This is a genomic window from Phocaeicola coprophilus DSM 18228 = JCM 13818, from assembly GCF_000157915.1.
In the GTDB taxonomy this organism is placed as follows: domain Bacteria; phylum Bacteroidota; class Bacteroidia; order Bacteroidales; family Bacteroidaceae; genus Phocaeicola; species Phocaeicola coprophilus.
Map to the genome: position 1 here is coordinate 19,733 of NZ_EQ973638.1, position 18,237 is coordinate 37,969.

15 protein-coding genes and 1 pseudogene are annotated in these 18,237 nt (G+C 46.8%); 7 read left to right on the top strand and 9 right to left on the bottom strand.

Annotated features, from left to right (window positions below; genetic code table 11):
• Positions 1-65: 65 nt before the first annotated feature.
• Entirely contained in the window at positions 66-1,091 is a 1,026-nt protein-coding gene (gene tsaD / locus BACCOPRO_RS07300) for a tRNA (adenosine(37)-N6)-threonylcarbamoyltransferase complex transferase subunit TsaD (RefSeq protein WP_008142316.1), read from the bottom strand.
• Between the two features lie 24 nt (positions 1,092-1,115).
• Positions 1,116-1,970, bottom strand: a complete 855-nt coding sequence (map, locus tag BACCOPRO_RS07305) for a type I methionyl aminopeptidase (RefSeq protein WP_008142318.1) — start codon at positions 1,968-1,970, stop codon at positions 1,116-1,118.
• A gap of 242 nt (positions 1,971-2,212) precedes the next feature.
• Here map and BACCOPRO_RS07310 point away from each other — a divergent pair, with 242 nt between their 5' ends.
• Positions 2,213-2,431, top strand: coding sequence for a winged helix-turn-helix domain-containing protein (locus BACCOPRO_RS07310; protein WP_008142322.1), 219 nt, complete (start codon positions 2,213-2,215; stop codon positions 2,429-2,431).
• A 227-nt stretch (positions 2,432-2,658) separates the two neighbouring features.
• On the opposite strand, the gene BACCOPRO_RS07315 is transcribed toward BACCOPRO_RS07310, so the two are convergent.
• Entirely contained in the window at positions 2,659-3,330 is a 672-nt protein-coding gene (locus tag BACCOPRO_RS07315) for an MgtC/SapB family protein (RefSeq protein ID WP_040311317.1), read from the bottom strand.
• A 101-nt stretch (positions 3,331-3,431) separates the two neighbouring features.
• On the opposite strand from BACCOPRO_RS07315, the gene BACCOPRO_RS07320 reads away from it, so the two are divergent.
• Complete coding sequence (locus tag BACCOPRO_RS07320; RefSeq protein ID WP_008142326.1) at positions 3,432-4,241, top strand: Cof-type HAD-IIB family hydrolase; 810 nt, start codon at positions 3,432-3,434, stop codon at positions 4,239-4,241.
• On the opposite strand, the gene BACCOPRO_RS07325 is transcribed toward BACCOPRO_RS07320, so the two are convergent.
• Both BACCOPRO_RS07325 and spt read right to left on the bottom strand, forming a co-directional pair.
• Positions 4,228-4,761, bottom strand: a complete 534-nt coding sequence (locus BACCOPRO_RS07325) for a ferredoxin domain-containing protein (protein ID WP_008142328.1) — start codon at positions 4,759-4,761, stop codon at positions 4,228-4,230. The two genes, BACCOPRO_RS07320 and BACCOPRO_RS07325, sit on opposite strands and share 14 nt — an antisense overlap.
• Before the next feature lie 159 nt (positions 4,762-4,920).
• A complete protein-coding gene (gene spt, locus BACCOPRO_RS07330; RefSeq protein ID WP_008142330.1) occupies positions 4,921-6,108 on the bottom strand; it encodes a serine palmitoyltransferase in 1,188 nt (395 codons plus the stop codon).
• A gap of 210 nt (positions 6,109-6,318) precedes the next feature.
• On the opposite strand from spt, the gene BACCOPRO_RS07335 reads away from it, so the two are divergent.
• On the top strand, positions 6,319-7,353 hold the full coding sequence (locus BACCOPRO_RS07335) for a diacylglycerol/lipid kinase family protein (protein ID WP_008142331.1): 1,035 nt from the start codon (positions 6,319-6,321) through the stop codon (positions 7,351-7,353).
• A 13-nt stretch (positions 7,354-7,366) separates the two neighbouring features.
• On the opposite strand, the gene BACCOPRO_RS07340 is transcribed toward BACCOPRO_RS07335, so the two are convergent.
• Entirely contained in the window at positions 7,367-8,080 is a 714-nt protein-coding gene (locus BACCOPRO_RS07340; protein WP_008142333.1) for a tRNA1(Val) (adenine(37)-N6)-methyltransferase, read from the bottom strand.
• A 202-nt stretch (positions 8,081-8,282) separates the two neighbouring features.
• On the opposite strand from BACCOPRO_RS07340, the gene lon reads away from it, so the two are divergent.
• The 3 genes from lon to BACCOPRO_RS07355 are packed head-to-tail and all read left to right on the top strand — an operon-like array spanning position 8,283 to position 13,045.
• On the top strand, positions 8,283-10,766 hold the full coding sequence (gene lon / locus BACCOPRO_RS07345) for an endopeptidase La (protein WP_040311304.1): 2,484 nt from the start codon (positions 8,283-8,285) through the stop codon (positions 10,764-10,766).
• Position 10,767: 1 nt separating this feature from the next.
• Positions 10,768-11,898, top strand: a complete 1,131-nt coding sequence (tgt, locus tag BACCOPRO_RS07350) for a tRNA guanosine(34) transglycosylase Tgt (RefSeq protein WP_022278244.1) — start codon at positions 10,768-10,770, stop codon at positions 11,896-11,898.
• A 37-nt stretch (positions 11,899-11,935) separates the two neighbouring features.
• Complete coding sequence (locus BACCOPRO_RS07355; protein ID WP_008142336.1) at positions 11,936-13,045, top strand: LptF/LptG family permease; 1,110 nt, start codon at positions 11,936-11,938, stop codon at positions 13,043-13,045.
• Positions 13,046-13,324: 279 nt separating this feature from the next.
• On the opposite strand, the gene BACCOPRO_RS07360 is transcribed toward BACCOPRO_RS07355, so the two are convergent.
• The 3 genes and pseudogenes from BACCOPRO_RS07360 to BACCOPRO_RS07370 form a co-directional block, all read right to left on the bottom strand.
• Positions 13,325-15,283: an outer membrane protein assembly factor BamB family protein gene (locus BACCOPRO_RS07360; protein ID WP_162231588.1), complete on the bottom strand. Its 1,959-nt coding sequence runs from the start codon at positions 15,281-15,283 to the stop codon at positions 13,325-13,327.
• 59 nt (positions 15,284-15,342) lie between these two features.
• Positions 15,343-16,002, bottom strand: a pseudogene (locus BACCOPRO_RS18500) (DUF5690 family protein); the annotation flags it as partial.
• A gap of 19 nt (positions 16,003-16,021) precedes the next feature.
• Positions 16,022-17,083: a zinc-binding dehydrogenase gene (locus BACCOPRO_RS07370; RefSeq protein WP_008142340.1), complete on the bottom strand. Its 1,062-nt coding sequence runs from the start codon at positions 17,081-17,083 to the stop codon at positions 16,022-16,024.
• Between the two features lie 178 nt (positions 17,084-17,261).
• Here BACCOPRO_RS07370 and BACCOPRO_RS07375 point away from each other — a divergent pair, with 178 nt between their 5' ends.
• Positions 17,262-18,182, top strand: a complete 921-nt coding sequence (locus BACCOPRO_RS07375) for a hypothetical protein (protein WP_008142342.1) — start codon at positions 17,262-17,264, stop codon at positions 18,180-18,182.
• Positions 18,183-18,237: the final 55 nt, after the last annotated feature.

Consider the following 18,237-nt stretch of genomic DNA (forward strand, 5'->3'; position numbering starts at 1 on the left):
AGAATTCACTTATCTCCTTGCTTAGCTTTTTAGTTTCTACTGACATAATACTTTTAAAATTTGTGTTATTTAATGCTTACCCGCGAATATGCAGGCTTGTCTATCGTGCAAAAGTCTTTATCCTGATATTTGAAATAACCTGTCATGGCAATCATGGCCGCATTATCGGTCGTATATCCGAACTTCGGGATATAGATGTTCCATCCATACTTGGCCGCATGTTCCCGGAATGCATTGCGCAGTCCGTTATTCGCCGAAACACCGCCGGCTACCGCCACTTCATTAATTCCCGTATCCTTCACTGCCTTGCGAAGCTTTTCCATCAAGATATCCACAATGGTATGCTCAAGAGATGCAGCAAGGTCCACCTTATGATGTTCGATGAAATCCGGATCATCCTTCATCCAGTCTCTCAACGAATACAGGAAAGAAGTCTTCAGCCCACTGAAGCTGTAGGCATAACCCGGAATATGCGGCTTGCTGAATGTATAAGCCTTCGGATTTCCCTGACGTGCCAGCTTATCAATGATCGGTCCGCCGGGATAACCCAGTCCCATTACTTTCGAGCATTTGTCAATGGCTTCTCCGGCTGCATCATCAATCGTCTGTCCCAGCACTTCCATGTCATTATAGGCATTCACACGGATAATCTGAGAGTTTCCGCCAGATACCAGCAGACAAAGGAAAGGGAATTTAGGAGAAGCGTGAACTTCATCCGGTTCTTTAATGAAATGAGCTAACACGTGGCCTTGCAGGTGGTTAACCTCCACCATAGGAATTCCCAATGCACGGGCAAAGCCCTTGGCGAAGGATACGCCGACAAGCAAAGAACCCATCAGACCCGGCCCACGCGTAAAAGCAACCGCGCTCAGTTCATCCTTACTCACTCCCGCCCGTTTAAGAGCTTCACTCACCACCGGAACGATATTCTGCTGATGCGCACGCGAAGCCAGTTCAGGAACAACGCCCCCGTATGCTTCATGCACAGCCTGGCTGGCAGTTACATTCGACAGAAGAACGCCATCCTTGATAACGGCTGCAGAAGTATCATCACAGGAGGATTCTATACCTAATATAATTATATGATCCATTGTTCTTACCTTATAATATATTCATTAATGAGTCAATATTTCAAGTCCGTGTTCAGTCATCACAAAAGTATGCTCCCACTGTGCTGAAGGAAGTTCATCTTCCGTCACGACAGTCCAGCCATCCTCTTCGTCAATAAATACCTCCCACGTTCCCATGTTGATCATCGGCTCGATGGTGAACACCATACCCGGTACAAGCAGCATACCCGTACCCTTCTTTCCGTAATGTTCCACATCAGGTTCTTCATGGAATTCCAGTCCTACGCCATGACCGCAAAGATCACGTACGACTGAAAAGCCGTTCTTATGCGCATGTTTCTGGATTGCATTGCCGATATCACCCACAAAACAGAAAGGTTTGGCTGCTTCCATTCCGATTTCCAGGCATTCTTTGGCCACACGAACCAGCTTTTCTTTTTCAGGAGAAGTCTTTCCGATAATAAACATTCGTGAAGCATCTGCATAATAGCCGTCCAGAATAGTTGTAATATCGACATTGATAATATCTCCTTCTTCCAGGATTTCCTCTTCAGAAGGAATTCCGTGACACACAACTTCATTGATAGATGTACATACGCTCTTCGGATAACCTTCATATCCCAATGTTGCGGGGATACCTCCATGCGAAGTGATGTAATTATGTACCAGCTGATCGATTTCTGCCGTACTCATACCTGCATGAATCTCCTGAGCCACCAGATCCAGTGCTCCGGTATTCACCACACCGCTGCGGCGGATTCCTTCAATCTGTTCAGGTGTTTTGATAAGGCTGCGTCTCGGAACAAGATGTCCTTTGTTCTGCCAGTAAAGCACTTTCTTGTCCAGTTCGGTCAGTTCCGCGCCTTTAGGAACCGTCCAGTTTATCTTGTTTCTTTTCATAACCGTTTTTAGTCTTGTTTGCTTCCTGCAAAGGTAGCAGAAAAAAATGGAAATGCAGCCAATCAGGGACAAAAATATAGCAGGATCGTAACGAGAACTTCACACCGACTACTAAAATACATTAAAACTTGGCGCTCCTGACTAATAAAATGCCTTACTTTCAGCTATTGAATGAAGTATTTTTTTATTTTTGCTAGGAAGATTATGCAAAATATCATTCACTCATTAAAAAAAACAGAAAAATGGACAAGAATCAAATCGGAACAAATGCCGGCATCGTCTGGAATATATTGAAAGACAACGCCCATTGGGAGTATGAAGATTTAAAAGCTGCAACCGGCTTATCAGATCGAGAGTTGAACGCTGCCATCGGATGGCTTGCACGTGAAGACAAAATAGATTTCGACATGGATCAGAATCATGACCGCCTTTTCTTGCATGTCAATGTGTACATCGGCTGATTATTTTCTGGCAATGTCACTCTATTACCCCACACAGATGCAGACCCGTATCTTCCACGCGGAGATCAACCGGCCTGCATCTGTTTTGTTTCCCGGGAAAAGCCGCCCAGCTTTTTCAAAAACGTTTCGGCCTTTCAGCCAAAACGATTCGACGTTTTAGACAAAACGCCGAAAGCTTTTTGGAAGCGCCTTTCATCCTCTCCCAAAGGTTGCGAGACAGTTCTTCGCTAAAGAATCTTTTTCACGGTAACATCCGGAAAATCCTGCAGTAACAGCAACAGCAGCCCTTCCTCATTCATCCGTTTCGCCTTGATCACCATCGAAACCTGATAAACCATTCCCTGATCCGGTGTGGGATATTCTTTCATCTCATAGGAAACGATGATATAATCTTTCGACCGGAAAATTTCCGTCACCTGCTTGAGAGACTCTTCGCTTCTGGTTAAAAACTCCACCATCATATTACGCATACCCATACTCTTGAAACACACACTCAGCACTTCCAGACCGGCAAGCGCAAACAAGGTACTCAGAATTCCAACCATATACATCCCTGCCCCGATGGCCAGTCCGATTCCCGACGTAGCCCAGATACCGGCCGCGGTCGTCAGTCCACGCACAATCTGCTTTTGCAGGATGATGGTGCCCGCACCAATGAAACCGATACCGCTGACCACCTGAGCTGCAATACGGCTCGGGTCCAGGCGGACCAGGTCGGCTTTCAGAACCTCCGTAAAGCCATATTGCGAAACAATCATCATCAGCGCGCTTCCCAGTGCCACCAGAAAATGAGTCCGATAGCCTGCTTCCTTTGCCCGATACTCGCGCTCCAGCCCGATAGCAACTCCCATCAGACCAGCAACCAGCAGTCTCAAAGCAAAATCTCCGTATAATTCCATTCCGTTCATCTCCTTTTCATTAGTTTACCCCGAAATATACTGAAAAACTTCGGATATTGTACTATCTTTGCGCATGAAATCATTAAGTTTTCAAGAATTATATGAAATATAAACTATTAGTACTTGACCTTGACGGAACCCTGACAAACAACCGAAAAGAAATCACTGACCGCACACGCCTTTCCCTGATTGAAGCCCAGAAGAAGGGAGTAAAACTTGTTCTGGCCTCGGGACGTCCTACCTATGGAATTGTTCCTCTGGCTGAAAAGCTGGAAATGCAACGGTACGAAGGTTATATCCTGGCCTACAACGGAGGAGAAATCATCGACTGGAAAACCCGGGAACTGATGTACAAGAACGTATTAGACCCGGAAGTTCTTCCTTATCTCTACCAGTGCGCAAAGGATAATCATTTTGCCATCGTCAGCTACGACGGAGAATATGTGCTTACGGAAAATCCGGAAGATGAATACGTGCTTAAGGAAGCATTGCTTAATGTAATGAAGATCAAAAAGGTAGACAATTTCCTTAAAGCAATACATCATCCTATTGCAAAATGTCTGATTGTCGGTGAACCTACCCGGCTTGCCTTGCTCGAGAAGGAAATGTACGAGCATTTAAAGGATCGTATGGGAGTATTCCGCTCAGAGCCCTACTTCCTGGAACTCGTTCCGAAAGGTATTGACAAGGCCCGTTCTCTTTCTGTGCTTCTGGAAAAACTGGGAATGACCAAGGATGAAATGATTGCTGTCGGAGACGGATTCAACGATCTTTCAATGATCCAATACGCCGGACTGGGGGTTGCCATGGCCAACGCACAGAAGGTCGTAAAAGAAAACGCCGACTTCATCACTCTTTCCAATGAAGAAGACGGCGTTGCCCATGTCGTAGAAAAATTTATTCTGATTTAGGCTTACGGTCAAAAAACGGATTTTTTGAGGATGCACTCACCGGAATAGCATATACCTGGGTGCATCCATCCAACCAGTCCAGCTGCCGGGCAGCCAGACCTGCCGAAAACATGATTCGCGTATCTACCCGATGATCAGCAGCCACCGAGCAGGCTGATCCAAGAGCAATCCCCAAATCCACACTATTGATCGCACAAGGAACTCCGTCTTCCCGTTCTCCACATGCCGCATAGCCGCAGTATCCACAATTCAGTCCCTGCGGATGTTCACGCGTTCCGATCAGCACAACACACTCCGCTTCCAGAATATTGTCCGCATCACGAAGGAAAAACTTGAAACCATTATCTTCATACATCTGTTTCATGGTTTCCGATAAAATCCGAAGATTACTTTCCGTCACCAGCGCCACCTCGATAATATCCACTCCCTTTGCTTTGGGTGCCGTACGGGCCGCCGTCATCATCAGCTGAGCAATCTGTATCACCTGCTCATGCCGACAGTCTCTTTCATTCAGTATCATAAGGCTTCTATATATAAATAAGGTATATACTGTTATTTCAGTCCGTCAAAATACAAAGTTCCACGAATCTGCACAAGACCCGAGTCTTCTCCATGCAAATCCGTGGAACTTTTATTCAGGAAACAGAAAACTTCTTCAGAAAGTCATCTGCCCTTTATCTTATTTCAAGATATCCAATTGCTTGAAACACTTCACCAGTTTATCGATAGCAAAATCCACCTGGTCTTGAGTATGTGTAGCCATCAGCGCGAAACGTACCAGTGTATCCTGCGGATGACAAGCAGGCGGGATAACCGGATTGATAAATACGCCTTCATCAAAAGCCAGCTTGGTTACTTCGAAAGTCTTGTCTGTGTCACGAACATACAGCGGAATGATCGGGCTTTCCGTATCACCGATTTCAAATCCGGCGTCACGGAAACGCTTCAATGCGTAGTTAGTGATCTTCCAGAGGTTTTCCTGACGTTCCGGTTCAGTCTTCAGGATATGAAGAGCCTCGATAGCCGCAGCTGTTGCAGCCGGAGTATTGCTGGCCTGGAAGATATAAGAACGGGCATTGTGGCGCAGCCAGTTGATTACATCCTTGTCACCGGCAACGAAACCGCCGATAGAAGCCAGAGACTTACTGAATGTACCCATAATCAGATCAATTTCGTCAGTCAGTCCGAAATGGTCACATACACCGCGTCCGTTACGTCCGAACACACCCAGACCATGAGCTTCGTCTACGTAAACGCTGGCATTGTATTTTTTCTTCAGGCGAACGATTTCAGGCAAATTCGCCAAATCACCTTCCATAGAGAATACGCTGTCTACAACAATGAGCTTCAAAGCATCAGGTTCGCATTTCTGCAACTCCTTCTCCAGCGCATCCATGTCATTATGCTTGTATTTCAGCTGAGTAGCGAAAGAGAGACGGCGACCGTCAACGATAGAAGCATGATCACGGTCATCGCAAATAATGTAGTCTCCACGTCCGACCAACTGGGGAATAACTCCTTCGTTTACTGTAAAACCGGTAGAAAAGCACAGAGATTCATCTTTTCCAACGAACTCAGCCAGTTCCTTTTCCAGTTTAATGTGAATGTCCAATGTTCCGTTCAGCAATCGTGAACCTGCACAACCTGTACCGTACTTCTGGGTTGCAGCAATAGCAGCATCAATGATTCTCTTGTCATAAGTTAACCCCATGTACGAATTGGACCCAAACATCAGCACCTTCTTTCCGTCCATCATCACTTCAGTGTTCTGTGCACTGTCTATTTCACGAAAATAAGGATACACGCCTCTTTCCATATACATCTGAGGCAGTCTGAATTTACTTAATCTGTCTTGTAATATTCCCATATTTAAATATTGGAAGCCACTCCGGCTCCTTTAAATTATATTTTGATAATTCAAGCTTGTTTAAAATGACGCGCAAAGATAATAATTTCTCCAGACCCAGACGCAAAATACTCAAAAAAAAACGTTTCCATGTCAATTATCAGTCCAAAAAAGGATTTTTCAAGCAAATAATATTATTTTTGTACTCCGAAACCAAGCTAGAAAAGAGACATGAGCCTGAAAAAAAAAATTATTTTCATCGTCAATCCCATTTCCGGAACTCACAGCAAAGAAACAATTCCACAGCTGATCGAGGAAAAGATTGACCATTCTAAATATGACTATTCCATCCAACGCACCCAATATGCCGGACATGCCTCCCAGATAGCTGCCGAAGCTGCCAGGGATGGGGTCGACATTGTTGTTGCTGTCGGAGGAGACGGCACCATCAATGAAATCGGCCGTGCACTCATTCATACCCGGACAGCCATGGGAATCATTCCCTGCGGTTCCGGAAACGGCCTGGCCCGTCATTTGAACATTCCGATGATTGCCCGCAAGGCACTGGACGTCATTAATGCCGGAACTGTCAGAACCATTGATTACGGGATCATTGACGGTCACCCTTTTTTCTGTACCTGCGGAGTCGGATTCGATGCTTTTGTCAGTCTGAAATTTTCCGATTCAGGAAAAAGAGGTTTGCTGACTTATCTGGAGAATACATTGCACGAGAGTCTCACCTACCAGCCGGAAACTTACGAAATAGAGAACGCGTCAGGCACCGCCCGCTATAAAGCTTTTCTCATAGCCTGCGCAAATGCTTCCCAATACGGAAATAATGCCTACATTGCTCCTCAGGCTTCTCTGACTGACGGAATGATGGATATCACAGTGCTGGAACCTTTCACCGTATTGGATGTCCCGGCGCTCTCTTTCCAGCTCTTCAACCGGACACTGGATCAAAACAGCCGTATCAAGACCATGCGTGAGAAAAAAATCACGATTCACCGTTCGCAGGAAGGGGTTTTCCATTTTGACGGCGATCCGGCACAGGGAGGAAAAAACCTTGAAGTGGAAATCATTCATCAGGGCCTGCATGTCGTAGCACCCCTGAAGGGACATAACGACACCATTCCGTTAAACGTGCTGCATCACATCACTGAATTTATCGGCATGCGCCCCATTACTTCAACCATTGCAAGCAAGCACCGGCAGCTTCTGAAATTAAACCAGCACATTCTGCGCCGGCTGGCCAAAAGAGGATAAGGATCTGCCGGCATCAAAGGTAAAGATAGAAATCCTTTACCAGAGCAAGATATTCCGGACTATGCACGCGAGGTTCCGTTTCAATTGTCAGATGATCTGTTTCACTGGACGGAACCAGTTCCTTCGTAAATGCCATCAATACCCGCTTGGGAGCTATTCCCGGTTTGGTATGCACCCAGGTCTGACGTTTTAAATACAGGCGATGGCGCAAGGCCAGGCCTATAAAGTCCCGTCCGGCATCCGAAGGCAGAACGACAGAGAAGACTCCCCGTTCTGTCAGCAGGCGGCATACCGCTTCAAGCAATTCGTCAAAATCCAGTCCGTCCGTATGGCGGGCCGCATTCCTTTGCCGGTCAGGGCACAACACCTTCTCCGTAAAATAAGGAGGGTTGGAAACAATCGCATCAAACACGCCATCCGTTTCCGCCCACATCTCCCGCACATCCTGTTTCCATATCCGGATCCGGTCGGCCCAGGGAGAAGCTGCCACGTTTTCCAAAGCCTGCTCCACCGCGGCTTCATCCACATCAATACCACACACCGGAGCCTGGCAGCGCTGGGCTGCCATCAAGGCGATCAGGCCGGTTCCGGTTCCTAGATCCAGCACGCGCCCCTCCTCAGGCAACTCTGCCCATGCCCCGACCAGCACTCCGTCGGTGCCGACCTTCATGGCACAACGGTCGTGACAAACCGTAAATTGCTTGAATTTAAAATAAGGATTAGGCATATTCTTGTTTCTCTTTTTTCAAAAATGTCGTCAAAAATAACAAATCACTTCCGAATCCTCCAACAAAATGCAGGATATTTAGTTATATAATCTGTATTTGGCACAAATGTTTTTCCAAATTCAGAGTGGAATGATTAACTTTGCAGACGTTTTTGGGGTGAAGTACCCCTTACGTTTGATTATAGACGGTATTAAAAGAAGTATGATAAAGAAAAATAGAAAAGATCAGATTTTGATGAAAACAGAGAATGAGGACATTTCAATGTTAGCCGAAATAGATACCAACCCTGTGGAAGTTACCAAGGAGGAGCTGGATCAGGTATTTCCTGTCATGACTCTCCGCAATCTGATAATGTTCCCATCGGTGGTTATGCCTGTCACTGTAGGCAGACAAAGTACGCTCAAGCTGGTGAATACCGCCTTGAAGAAAAAATCTTCCATCGTCATCACGACTCAAAAAGTGAGCGAGGTGGAGGCTCCCGGCTTTAAAGATCTTTACCCCGTAGCTGTGATCGGTAAAGTTCTGCGTATTTTTGAAATGCCGGGAGGCAATACGACTGTTATTCTCCAGTCCAATGGTCCCAAGGTAAATCTGGACGAAATCACGGCTACCCGTCCTTACCTGCAAGGTAAAGTCAGCCTCATTGAGGAAGACATGCAGGTAGAGAAGTCCGACGAGATGAAAGCCCTGATGGATACATGCCGTGAACTGAGCACCAAATATGTAGAAGCATCGGAAAGAATGAGTCCGGATACGGCTTTTGCCATCAAGAACCTGGACGAACCGGAGATCCTGGTCAACTTCATCTGTACGAACTTCCCGTTCTCGCAGGAAGACCGTTATGCCCTGCTTTGCATCAACAATCTGAAAGACCGCCTTTACCGGCTGATTCAGGTGCTGAACAAGGAAGTGCAGCTGGCTACTCTCAAACAGAATATCCAGATGCGTACTCGCGAAGATCTGGATCGCCAGCAGCGTGAATATTTCCTGCAACAGCAGATCAAGAATATTCAGGACGAGCTGGGCAACGGACAGAATGATGAGGTGGAAGAACTGAGAGAAAAGGCCAGCCACAAGAAATGGAGACGCGAAGTGGGCGAAACTTTCGAAAAAGAAGTAAGCAAACTGGAACGGATCAACCCGCAGTCTCCGGACTACAACGTGCAGCTGACTTACCTTCAGACTCTGCTGGCACTTCCGTGGGATGTTTACACGGACGATGTCATCAACATACCCAATGCCGAAAAGGTGCTGAACAAAGACCATTATGGACTGGAAAAGGTAAAAGAACGTATTCTGGAACATCTGGCTGTATTGAAACTGAAGAACGACCTGAAATCTCCGATCATCTGCCTGTATGGTCCTCCGGGAGTCGGAAAAACTTCTCTGGGACGTTCCATTGCTGCGGCCCTGAAACGGAAGTACGTCCGAATGTCACTGGGAGGTGTACACGATGAAGCTGAAATCCGCGGACACCGCAAGACTTACATCGGTGCCATGCCGGGACGTATCATCAAAAGCCTGATCAAGGCAGAAACGTCCAACCCGGTCATCATTCTGGATGAAATCGACAAACTGGGAAGTGATCACCGGGGAGATCCGAGCTCTGCCATGCTGGAAGTACTGGATCCGGAACAGAACAACACGTTCCACGACAATTATATCGACATGGATTATGACTTGTCAAAAGTGATGTTCATCGCCACGGCCAACAATCTGGCTACGATCCCTACCCCGCTGCTGGACCGTATGGAGCTGATCGAGGTAAGCGGATATATCACCGAAGAAAAAATCGAGATTGCCCGCCGTCACCTGATTCCGAAAGAGATGGATGCCAACGGACTGAAAAAAGAACATGTCAAGTTTACCAAGGCTGCCATCGAATACATCATTGAGAATCATACCCGGGAAAGCGGTGTACGTGAACTGGAAAAGAAGATCAGCAAGGTAATGCGTAAGATTGCCCTGGAAATCGCAAGCGACAAATTCACCGGCCAGCACGAACTGAAGCCGGCAGACATCAGACAATATCTGGGCGCTCCGGAATATTCACGCGACAAGTATCAGGGCAATGAATATGCCGGTGTGGTAACCGGACTGGCCTGGACTGCCGTAGGAGGTGAAATCCTGTTTGTAGAAACCAGTCTCAGCAAAGGAAAGGGCGGCAAGCTTACCCTGACCGGAAATCTGGGTGATGTCATGAAAGAATCTGCCATGCTGGCCGTAGAATACCTGAAGGCACACAGCCACATGCTGGATCTACCGGAAGATATCTTCGACAACTGGAATATCCATATCCACGTTCCGGAAGGAGCAATCCCCAAGGACGGACCTTCTGCCGGAATCACCATGGTCACTTCACTGGCGTCGGCACTCACCCAGCGCAAGGTCAAAGCCAATCTGGCCATGACCGGCGAGATAACCCTTCGCGGAAAAGTTCTTCCGGTCGGAGGTATCAAGGAAAAGATCCTGGCTGCCAAACGGGCTGGTATCAAGGATATCATCCTGTGCGAAGAGAACCGCAAGAATATTGAGGAAATACAGCCGATCTATCTGAACGGACTGACTTTCCACTATGTGAAGGATATCAAAGAGGTGCTCAAGCTGGCCCTGACCAACGAAAAGGTGGCAGATGCCATTGACTTTACCCAAACTAAAGAAGAAAAAGACTCCAAAAAACAGTAACATGACGTTTGAACTCCAATATACAGACCCGCGCTCCAATGCGCGGGCGGGTCTGATCACAACCGACCACGGCCAGATCGAAACCCCCATCTTTATGCCGGTAGGAACACTGGGCACCGTGAAAGGTGTGCACCTGCATGAGCTGAAAGACGACATCAAAGCCCAGATCATTCTGGGAAATACCTATCACCTTTATTTACGTCCGGGACTGGACATCATCGAAGGAGCCGGAGGACTGCACAAGTTCAACGGCTTTGACCGCCCGATGCTGACCGACAGTGGAGGCTTTCAGGTGTTCTCTCTCTCCGGCATCCGCAAGATGCGCGAAGAAGGTGTTGAGTTCCGCTCTCACATTGACGGCTCGAAACACCTGTTTACTCCGGAAAGGGTTATGGACATTGAGCGTACCATCGGAGCTGATATCATGATGGCTTTCGATGAATGTACACCGGGTACCGCTGATTACGAATATGCCCGGAAGTCTATGGAGATGACTCACCGCTGGCTGGACCGCTGCCTGACACGGTTCAACGAGACAGAGCCTAAATATGGTTACAACCAGTCACTCTTCCCCATCGTGCAAGGATGTGTCTATCCGGATCTGCGTAAGCGATCGGCCGAATACATTGCATCGAAGAATGCCGACGGAAATGCGATCGGCGGACTGGCAGTAGGTGAACCTACCGAGAAGATGTACGAAATGATCGAAGTTGTCAACGAAATACTTCCCACCGACCGTCCCCGCTATCTGATGGGTGTGGGTACTCCCATCAATATCCTGGAAGGTATCGAACGGGGTGTGGACATGTTCGACTGTGTCATGCCGACCCGTAACGGCCGTAACGGTATGTTGTTCACTAAGGATGGCATCATGAACATGCGCAACAAGAAATGGGAAAACGACTACTCTCCTATCGAAGCCGACGGAGCATCCTATGTTGATACGATGTACAGCCGTGCTTACCTGCGCCACCTGTTCCATGCTCAGGAACTGCTGGCCATGCAGATTGCTTCCATCCATAACCTGGCCTTCTACCTGTGGCTGGTCGGCGAAGCAAGAAAACACATCATTGCCGGTGACTTCTCTACCTGGAAGCCTGCTATGGTGAAACGGTTGTCCACCCGTCTGTAAATTCAGGAACTAAAGTTAGAAACCAAGAGAACGAACAATGAAGACAAACCTGTTTAAGAAAAAATGGTTGAAGAGACTTGACAAATACATCATCATCAAGTTTCTGGGTACTTACTTCTTTGCCATTGCTTTGATCATCTCCATCGCTGTCGTATTTGATATCAATGAAAATATCGATGACTTCATCAACAACAAGGCACCGCTGAAAGCAATCGTATTCGATTACTACCTGAATTTCATACCCTATTATACCAACCTCTTCAGTCCCCTGTTTGTCTTCATTGCCGTCATCTTTTTCACCTCCAAACTGGCAGAGAATTCCGAAATTATCGCCATGTTCTCTACGGGTATGAGCTTCAAGAGGCTGATGGTGCCCTATATGATCTCGGCCGGAATCATTGCATTGGTGACCTATATCCTGAGTACGGAAGTTATCCCGACCGGAAGTGTTACCCGACTGAAGTTTGAGCAGGTGTACAAAAACAAGAAGAAGGTAGATTATGTACGCAACATCCAGCTGGAAGTTGACAGCGGAGTCATTGCATACATGGAACGCTACGAGGACTACAACCGGACAGGCTACCGTTTCTCACTCGACAAGTTTGAAGACCACAAGCTGGTTTCTCACCTGACGGCGAGACGGGTAACCTATGATACGGCAACAGTACATAAATGGATCATCCGCGACTACATGATCCGGGAAATGAAGGGGATGCGTGAAACCATAACCCGGGGCGACCGCATGGATTCCATCATCAATATGGAACCTCAGGACTTTCTGATTACACGCGGACAGCAGGAAACCATGACCAGCCCGCAGCTGAGAGAATATATTGACAAGCAGAAGAAGCGCGGATTTGCGAATATCAAGATTTTCGAAGTGGAATATTACAAGCGTATTGCCACTTCCTTTGCCGCCTTTATCCTGACCGTCATCGGGCTTTCTCTTTCTTCCCAGAAACGGAAAGGAGGTATGGGACTGCACCTGGGTATCGGAATCGGACTAAGTTTCTCTTACATCCTGTTCCAGACCATTTCGTCTACTTTTGCCATTAATGGAAACGTACCGCCTAATCTGGCTGTATGGATTCCGAACATTCTTTATCTGTTTATAGCAATCTATCTGTATCGGAAGGCTCCGAAATAACAATCCGAAGCAAGATATTCTTTCATTTCACTATACAAAGCATAAGGCTTATGCAAAGGAAATGCCGGCTTTGTCAGGTAAAAGCAGCTGGTTCCAGCAAGTGAAATAATCTGTTCCAGTAGGTGAAATAATTTGTTCCAGTAAGTGGAACAAATTATTTCAGTAAGTGGAACCCTTCCAGTCTTCCGCAAACATCGGCAATAATCACCAAAAGAAATTCCCGCTGTCTCCTGTCAGAGGACAGGATACAACGGGAAAATACAAGAGAAACGTCAGGCTTTATTCAGCCTTGAAACAATAGATGTTACCTGAAAAATCTGTACCAAAGAAAGTTTTTCCTGATACGGCCACCGTGGTCAGAATGGGAGAGCCTGTCTTATGACGCCACATGAGTGAACCGTTCTTACGGTTGACCGCATAGAAGGTGCCGTCAGAAGCTCCTACGATCACCATGTCACCCGACAGAACAGGAGTGCTTTCCACCTGAGCCATCTCACCGTTTGTGTAAGGAGACGTATATATCATGGCTTTACCTGTACGGTACTTCCATTTGATGTCCAGTGTCTTGCGGTCGAGTGCAACAATACCTTCACCTGCCGTTCCGAAAATGATCTCTCTGCGTGTTACAAGCGGACTGGAAGTAGCCTCAACCGAGAAAGGCAGTTTCTTGACAGCCAGTACCTCGCCGGTCTTTTCAGAAAGTACGAAAAGAGAACTTTCAGACAGGAAATACATGGCTCCGTCGTGCATGGACGGAGATGACGAACGGAAACGGATTCCGTCTTCACTCTTTGCCCAAAGCAGCTTGCCGGTGCGTGCATCGTTGGCATACATAGCACCCCACTGCACACTGCCGATAAGTACATCTTCATCCGGGCTCAACGACAAGGTGCAGGTAGTACCTTCGCGCTGCGACCAGGATGAGTTCTTCCAGATCTCACGGCCAGTTCTGGCATCAAGCGCAACCAGTCCCTTTCTTGCTCCGGCAAAGACTGTTGTTTCGTTGGCAGCCAGTCCGTCTTCCAGTCCCGGAACAACTGCTACGTCAAGTTTCTGTTCCCATGCCAGTTTTCCGCTCTTGGCATCAATCGCATAAAGATATCCCCAGATATCCTGAGCAAAGATAAGTCCCTGTGCAGAAACAATGGTGTTCTTCACTGAAGAACGTGTGGAGTATTTCCAGCAGAGGCTGCCGTCGGTTGCATCCATCGCTGTAACGGAAGATTTGCCCTGTATGTTTTCATCCATAGTAGCTGCAAAGACTTTACCGTCAACCACGATCGGAGAAGTCATATAAACATTCGATCCCATGTTCTTTACCCATGCCAGACGGATCGGCAGGTTCAGTGTGTCTTTTGTTACGGCCACATGCTGCGGGTTTCCGCCAAGATTGGTCCAGTTGTCGCCTGTCTTGACTTCGACAGGAGTGGATGTATAAGTAAAGAAGCTTTCAGCTCTGGCTGTCTCTCCGTTTTTGAAAGTAGCTGTTGCCTTAAGTGTCACGGTACGTCCTTCGCATTCGGCCGGAAGTTTCACGGCATCCGTCCAGTTGAAATCGGTCTGGCGGGTCATACTGCGCTGCGGAGTTACAGCCTTGTCTTCCATATATACGGCATAAGTCACCTTGGCTGTCTGAGTTACCGTAGAATAGGTATTGACCGAAACCTGCAGCTTGCCATCCTTTGTCACAGGTGCCTGTTCGTTCTGGGCTGAAGCAATCACAATACTCTTGTCGATGTAAGCATATCTGAGTTCGGAAGAAATATTCCCCTTGCTGTCCATACCTATTTTGCGGAATGCAGACGTAGCATGATCAATACCTCCGCGTGCCAGAGTAGAAGTACAGATAGCCAGCGCGTTGCCGTGACGGGTAATGTGGTTAATGTGAACATGTCCGTATACCCATGCTTTCAGATTATGTGCATCGAGGTCAATATCCATACCCTTGCCGGCAGAAAATACATGACGGTCGCCGCTGGTCCAGTAATCGTGATTGAACACAACAATCGGTTTTCCTTCAGGGATCTGTGCCAGGTCATTCTTCAGCCAGTGGTATACATCTTCCTTGGTATATCCGGGACGGTAGTCTCCTCCCCACATCGGAGTAACGATGTAATGGGTATTGCCTGCATCGAATGAATAATAAACGGGGCCATAGATACTTTCAAAGAGTTCTTCACCATATTTCCCTTTGACAAGGTCATGGTTACCGATGCAATAGTACACAGGCACTTCCATATTGACTGAGTAGCGTATGTCAGCGTAGAAAGTATCACTCCCCATGAGAAGGAACGGAAAAACTTCATTCTTTCTGAAGCTCCCATTGGAGTGCGTTCGCTCCGGCTCGCCTTGTCTTCCTCCGACTGGGGAGGGATAAGCGACAGCATCCATACCCCCAGCAGCAGTACAGGTACAAACACCAGTCCCGTACAGAAGGGCATCCAGAAGTCGGACACATGAAAGTGTATAATAAGGAAGCGCCCGACAGCTTTGGTTATACCTGAAGCCGTAATAAAACTGACACAAAGTCCGGCTCCCAGAAGCTCGGTATTACGGCGCCCCTCAAGAAATGAAATCACAATGCCGAATATCATACCCAGCGGCAAGCCATTCAATACAAGGAAAACAACATTGTAAGGGTGAGGTACCAACGCAAACATCAGCAATGCAACCCAAGCAAAAGCGATAAAGCCAAGTATGCATCTGATCCGGTTCTGTGGTTTCATCGACGAAACAATGGTAATACCCAGAAATTTTGAGCAGGTATAACCCACCACCTGACTGATAATGGCTATAATTTTATAATCAAGCCCCCAATAAGTAATTCCCTCGAATGTAGCAGCCGACAATGGTTTACGAAAAGCATACATACTCATATAAGTAAGCAGTGCCGCCATCATACACAACAGATTAAATCTGGCTCCTTTCGACGGTATATTTAACACAGGCATTTTCATTGCAGCTCTCTCCTATTTATTAAAAATGTATTCCAACTCTAAACGGATTGTTATCTATGGCATACCGGAATGCTTCTTCAGTCTGATCGAGCGTAAAGCCATCGTATATAAGTTCCGATATCGGATAATCAGCATGATGCTTTTCCATGAAGCTTACTGCTGCCCGAAAATCATCCGCATTGTAATTGTGCAAGCCTTTGATGGTATAAAGATTGCGCACAATCTTTTCCGTATCCAGTCTGATCGGCTCCTGGGGACAGACTCCTCCTACCCATACGGCAGTACCGCCTATACGCAACGCATCGACAGTTGCTCCCATTGAAGCAAGATTACCGCTGAAATCAATCGTACAATCCGCTTTCAGTAAAGAGGGATCAAACTCGCCTGCCTTCATTGTCTGTGTGGCTCCAAAACGTCCGGCCAGTGCAAGACGTTCACTGTTGATATCAACAGCTATGATTTCCCGGGCTCCGGCTTCGCGGCATTGTGCACACGCGATGATGCCCAGCATACCGATTCCCCACAGGGCTACTCGCTTTCCTTCTACACCTCCGGTCAGACGGATTGCTCCAGCCACCGTAGATACCGAGCAGTTGATGATTGCTGCAGCGTTGACAGGAACATCTTCACTCAAGACAATGACAGGAGTGTTCTTCCTTATAATAGTATATTCAGCAAGTCCACCGTTGAGAGTATTAGTTTCTGTCAGCTGTTCATGGCCATACTTAAACAGATCAGGCGATTTCTGAGGAATACCCAGACGTGACATCTCACTGTCAGGATCTGAAGCATAAATAGCCCATGTGATTCTTTTTCCTTCATGGAGAGGCATTCCATTGAGATCGGCAGCAGGCGCACCCGGTGCAACCGCTACTATCCGGCCCACAATTTCATGTCCAAGTATGGTAGGGCTTTTTTCGATACGCTTGCCCATATAAGTGCTGATATCGCTCCGACAGAGAGTAACATATTCATTTTTCACCAGTAGCTCTCCTTGTTTCAGTTCCGGAATAGAGCATTCTTCTATGCTGACTGGAGTACCCGCTTTTCTGAATATTGCAATCTTGCTTTTGTTATACATAACCTTCGTTTTTTTTGAATTCGCGGGCAAATTTCGGATGCTATGACATCATGAGAAATTAATCGGTATGAATTTTCTGAATTTCCCATAAATTATCATTCACGCAATACTTTTGAAATACGGATGCAACATGTATATCATAGTTGAGTCGTTACTTTGCAGCAAATTAAATCTGTGTATGATGAATAGTGCTGACAAGCTTTTGGAAATTTATGAACGTCTGAAAAGACTGAAACAAAACGGTGTGAAAATGAAAGATATAGCCTCAACAATCGAATGGTCACCAAGTGTCCTTTCGGGACTGTATGCCACTGTCCTTCCTGCATTTGCAGAATTATATGCCGGAGGAATGAATTTCGATGAGGCGCTTGATGAGGCTATATATAAGGTAAACAACATATCAAGAAAGAAACTGCTCGGAGATATTGACACCATTTACGACTTCCTGACAGAAACGATGCCGGCAGGTACACCGCGTGTCGGAAAGAAAATACCTTTTCTGAAGCAACTGGCCTCTCAAAGCCGGCTTTCGACAGAAAAGAGCAAAAACCTTGAAGGCACATATATGTCATATAGCTGCTCATCTTCTGTCAGGACACTGAAGGCAGAACCTTTTTATCTGACACACGCCGGTGATGACGGACATCTGGCCTGTGGCAGAAAAAGTGTCCATGGATTTGTCCGTGAAGGAATAGCAATCGTAAAAGAACAACAGATGCTATACATTCTGCTCAACGCTTTCAGTGAACCTAACCTGTCACTCGTAACAGTCTACATGCAGTTACCGTTTCTTGAAGAGGTTAAAATACTGAAAGGATTATATCTGGTACCAGACTATAATCAGAATCCCATTGCACGGCGTATCGTTTTCGTCAAACTCTCTGACACTTATGATGCCTCTGAATTTGCCGCCCTCAACGCACGGCTTATCCCTCATGAGGAATTTACAGATACAGAAAAAGCTATATTCGATTATACGTGCGAACTCACCGACTCCCTGAAAATGTGCACGCTTCCTTCACCCAAGCTTGACTTGCGTGATCTTCAGGCAGAAAAGACATTGCTGAGAAAAGAGGCAGAACTGGAATCCTCTTTATAGATACAAAAAAGGTTGTCTCAAGATAATTTGAGACAACCTCTGCTTTTTGTTGTAT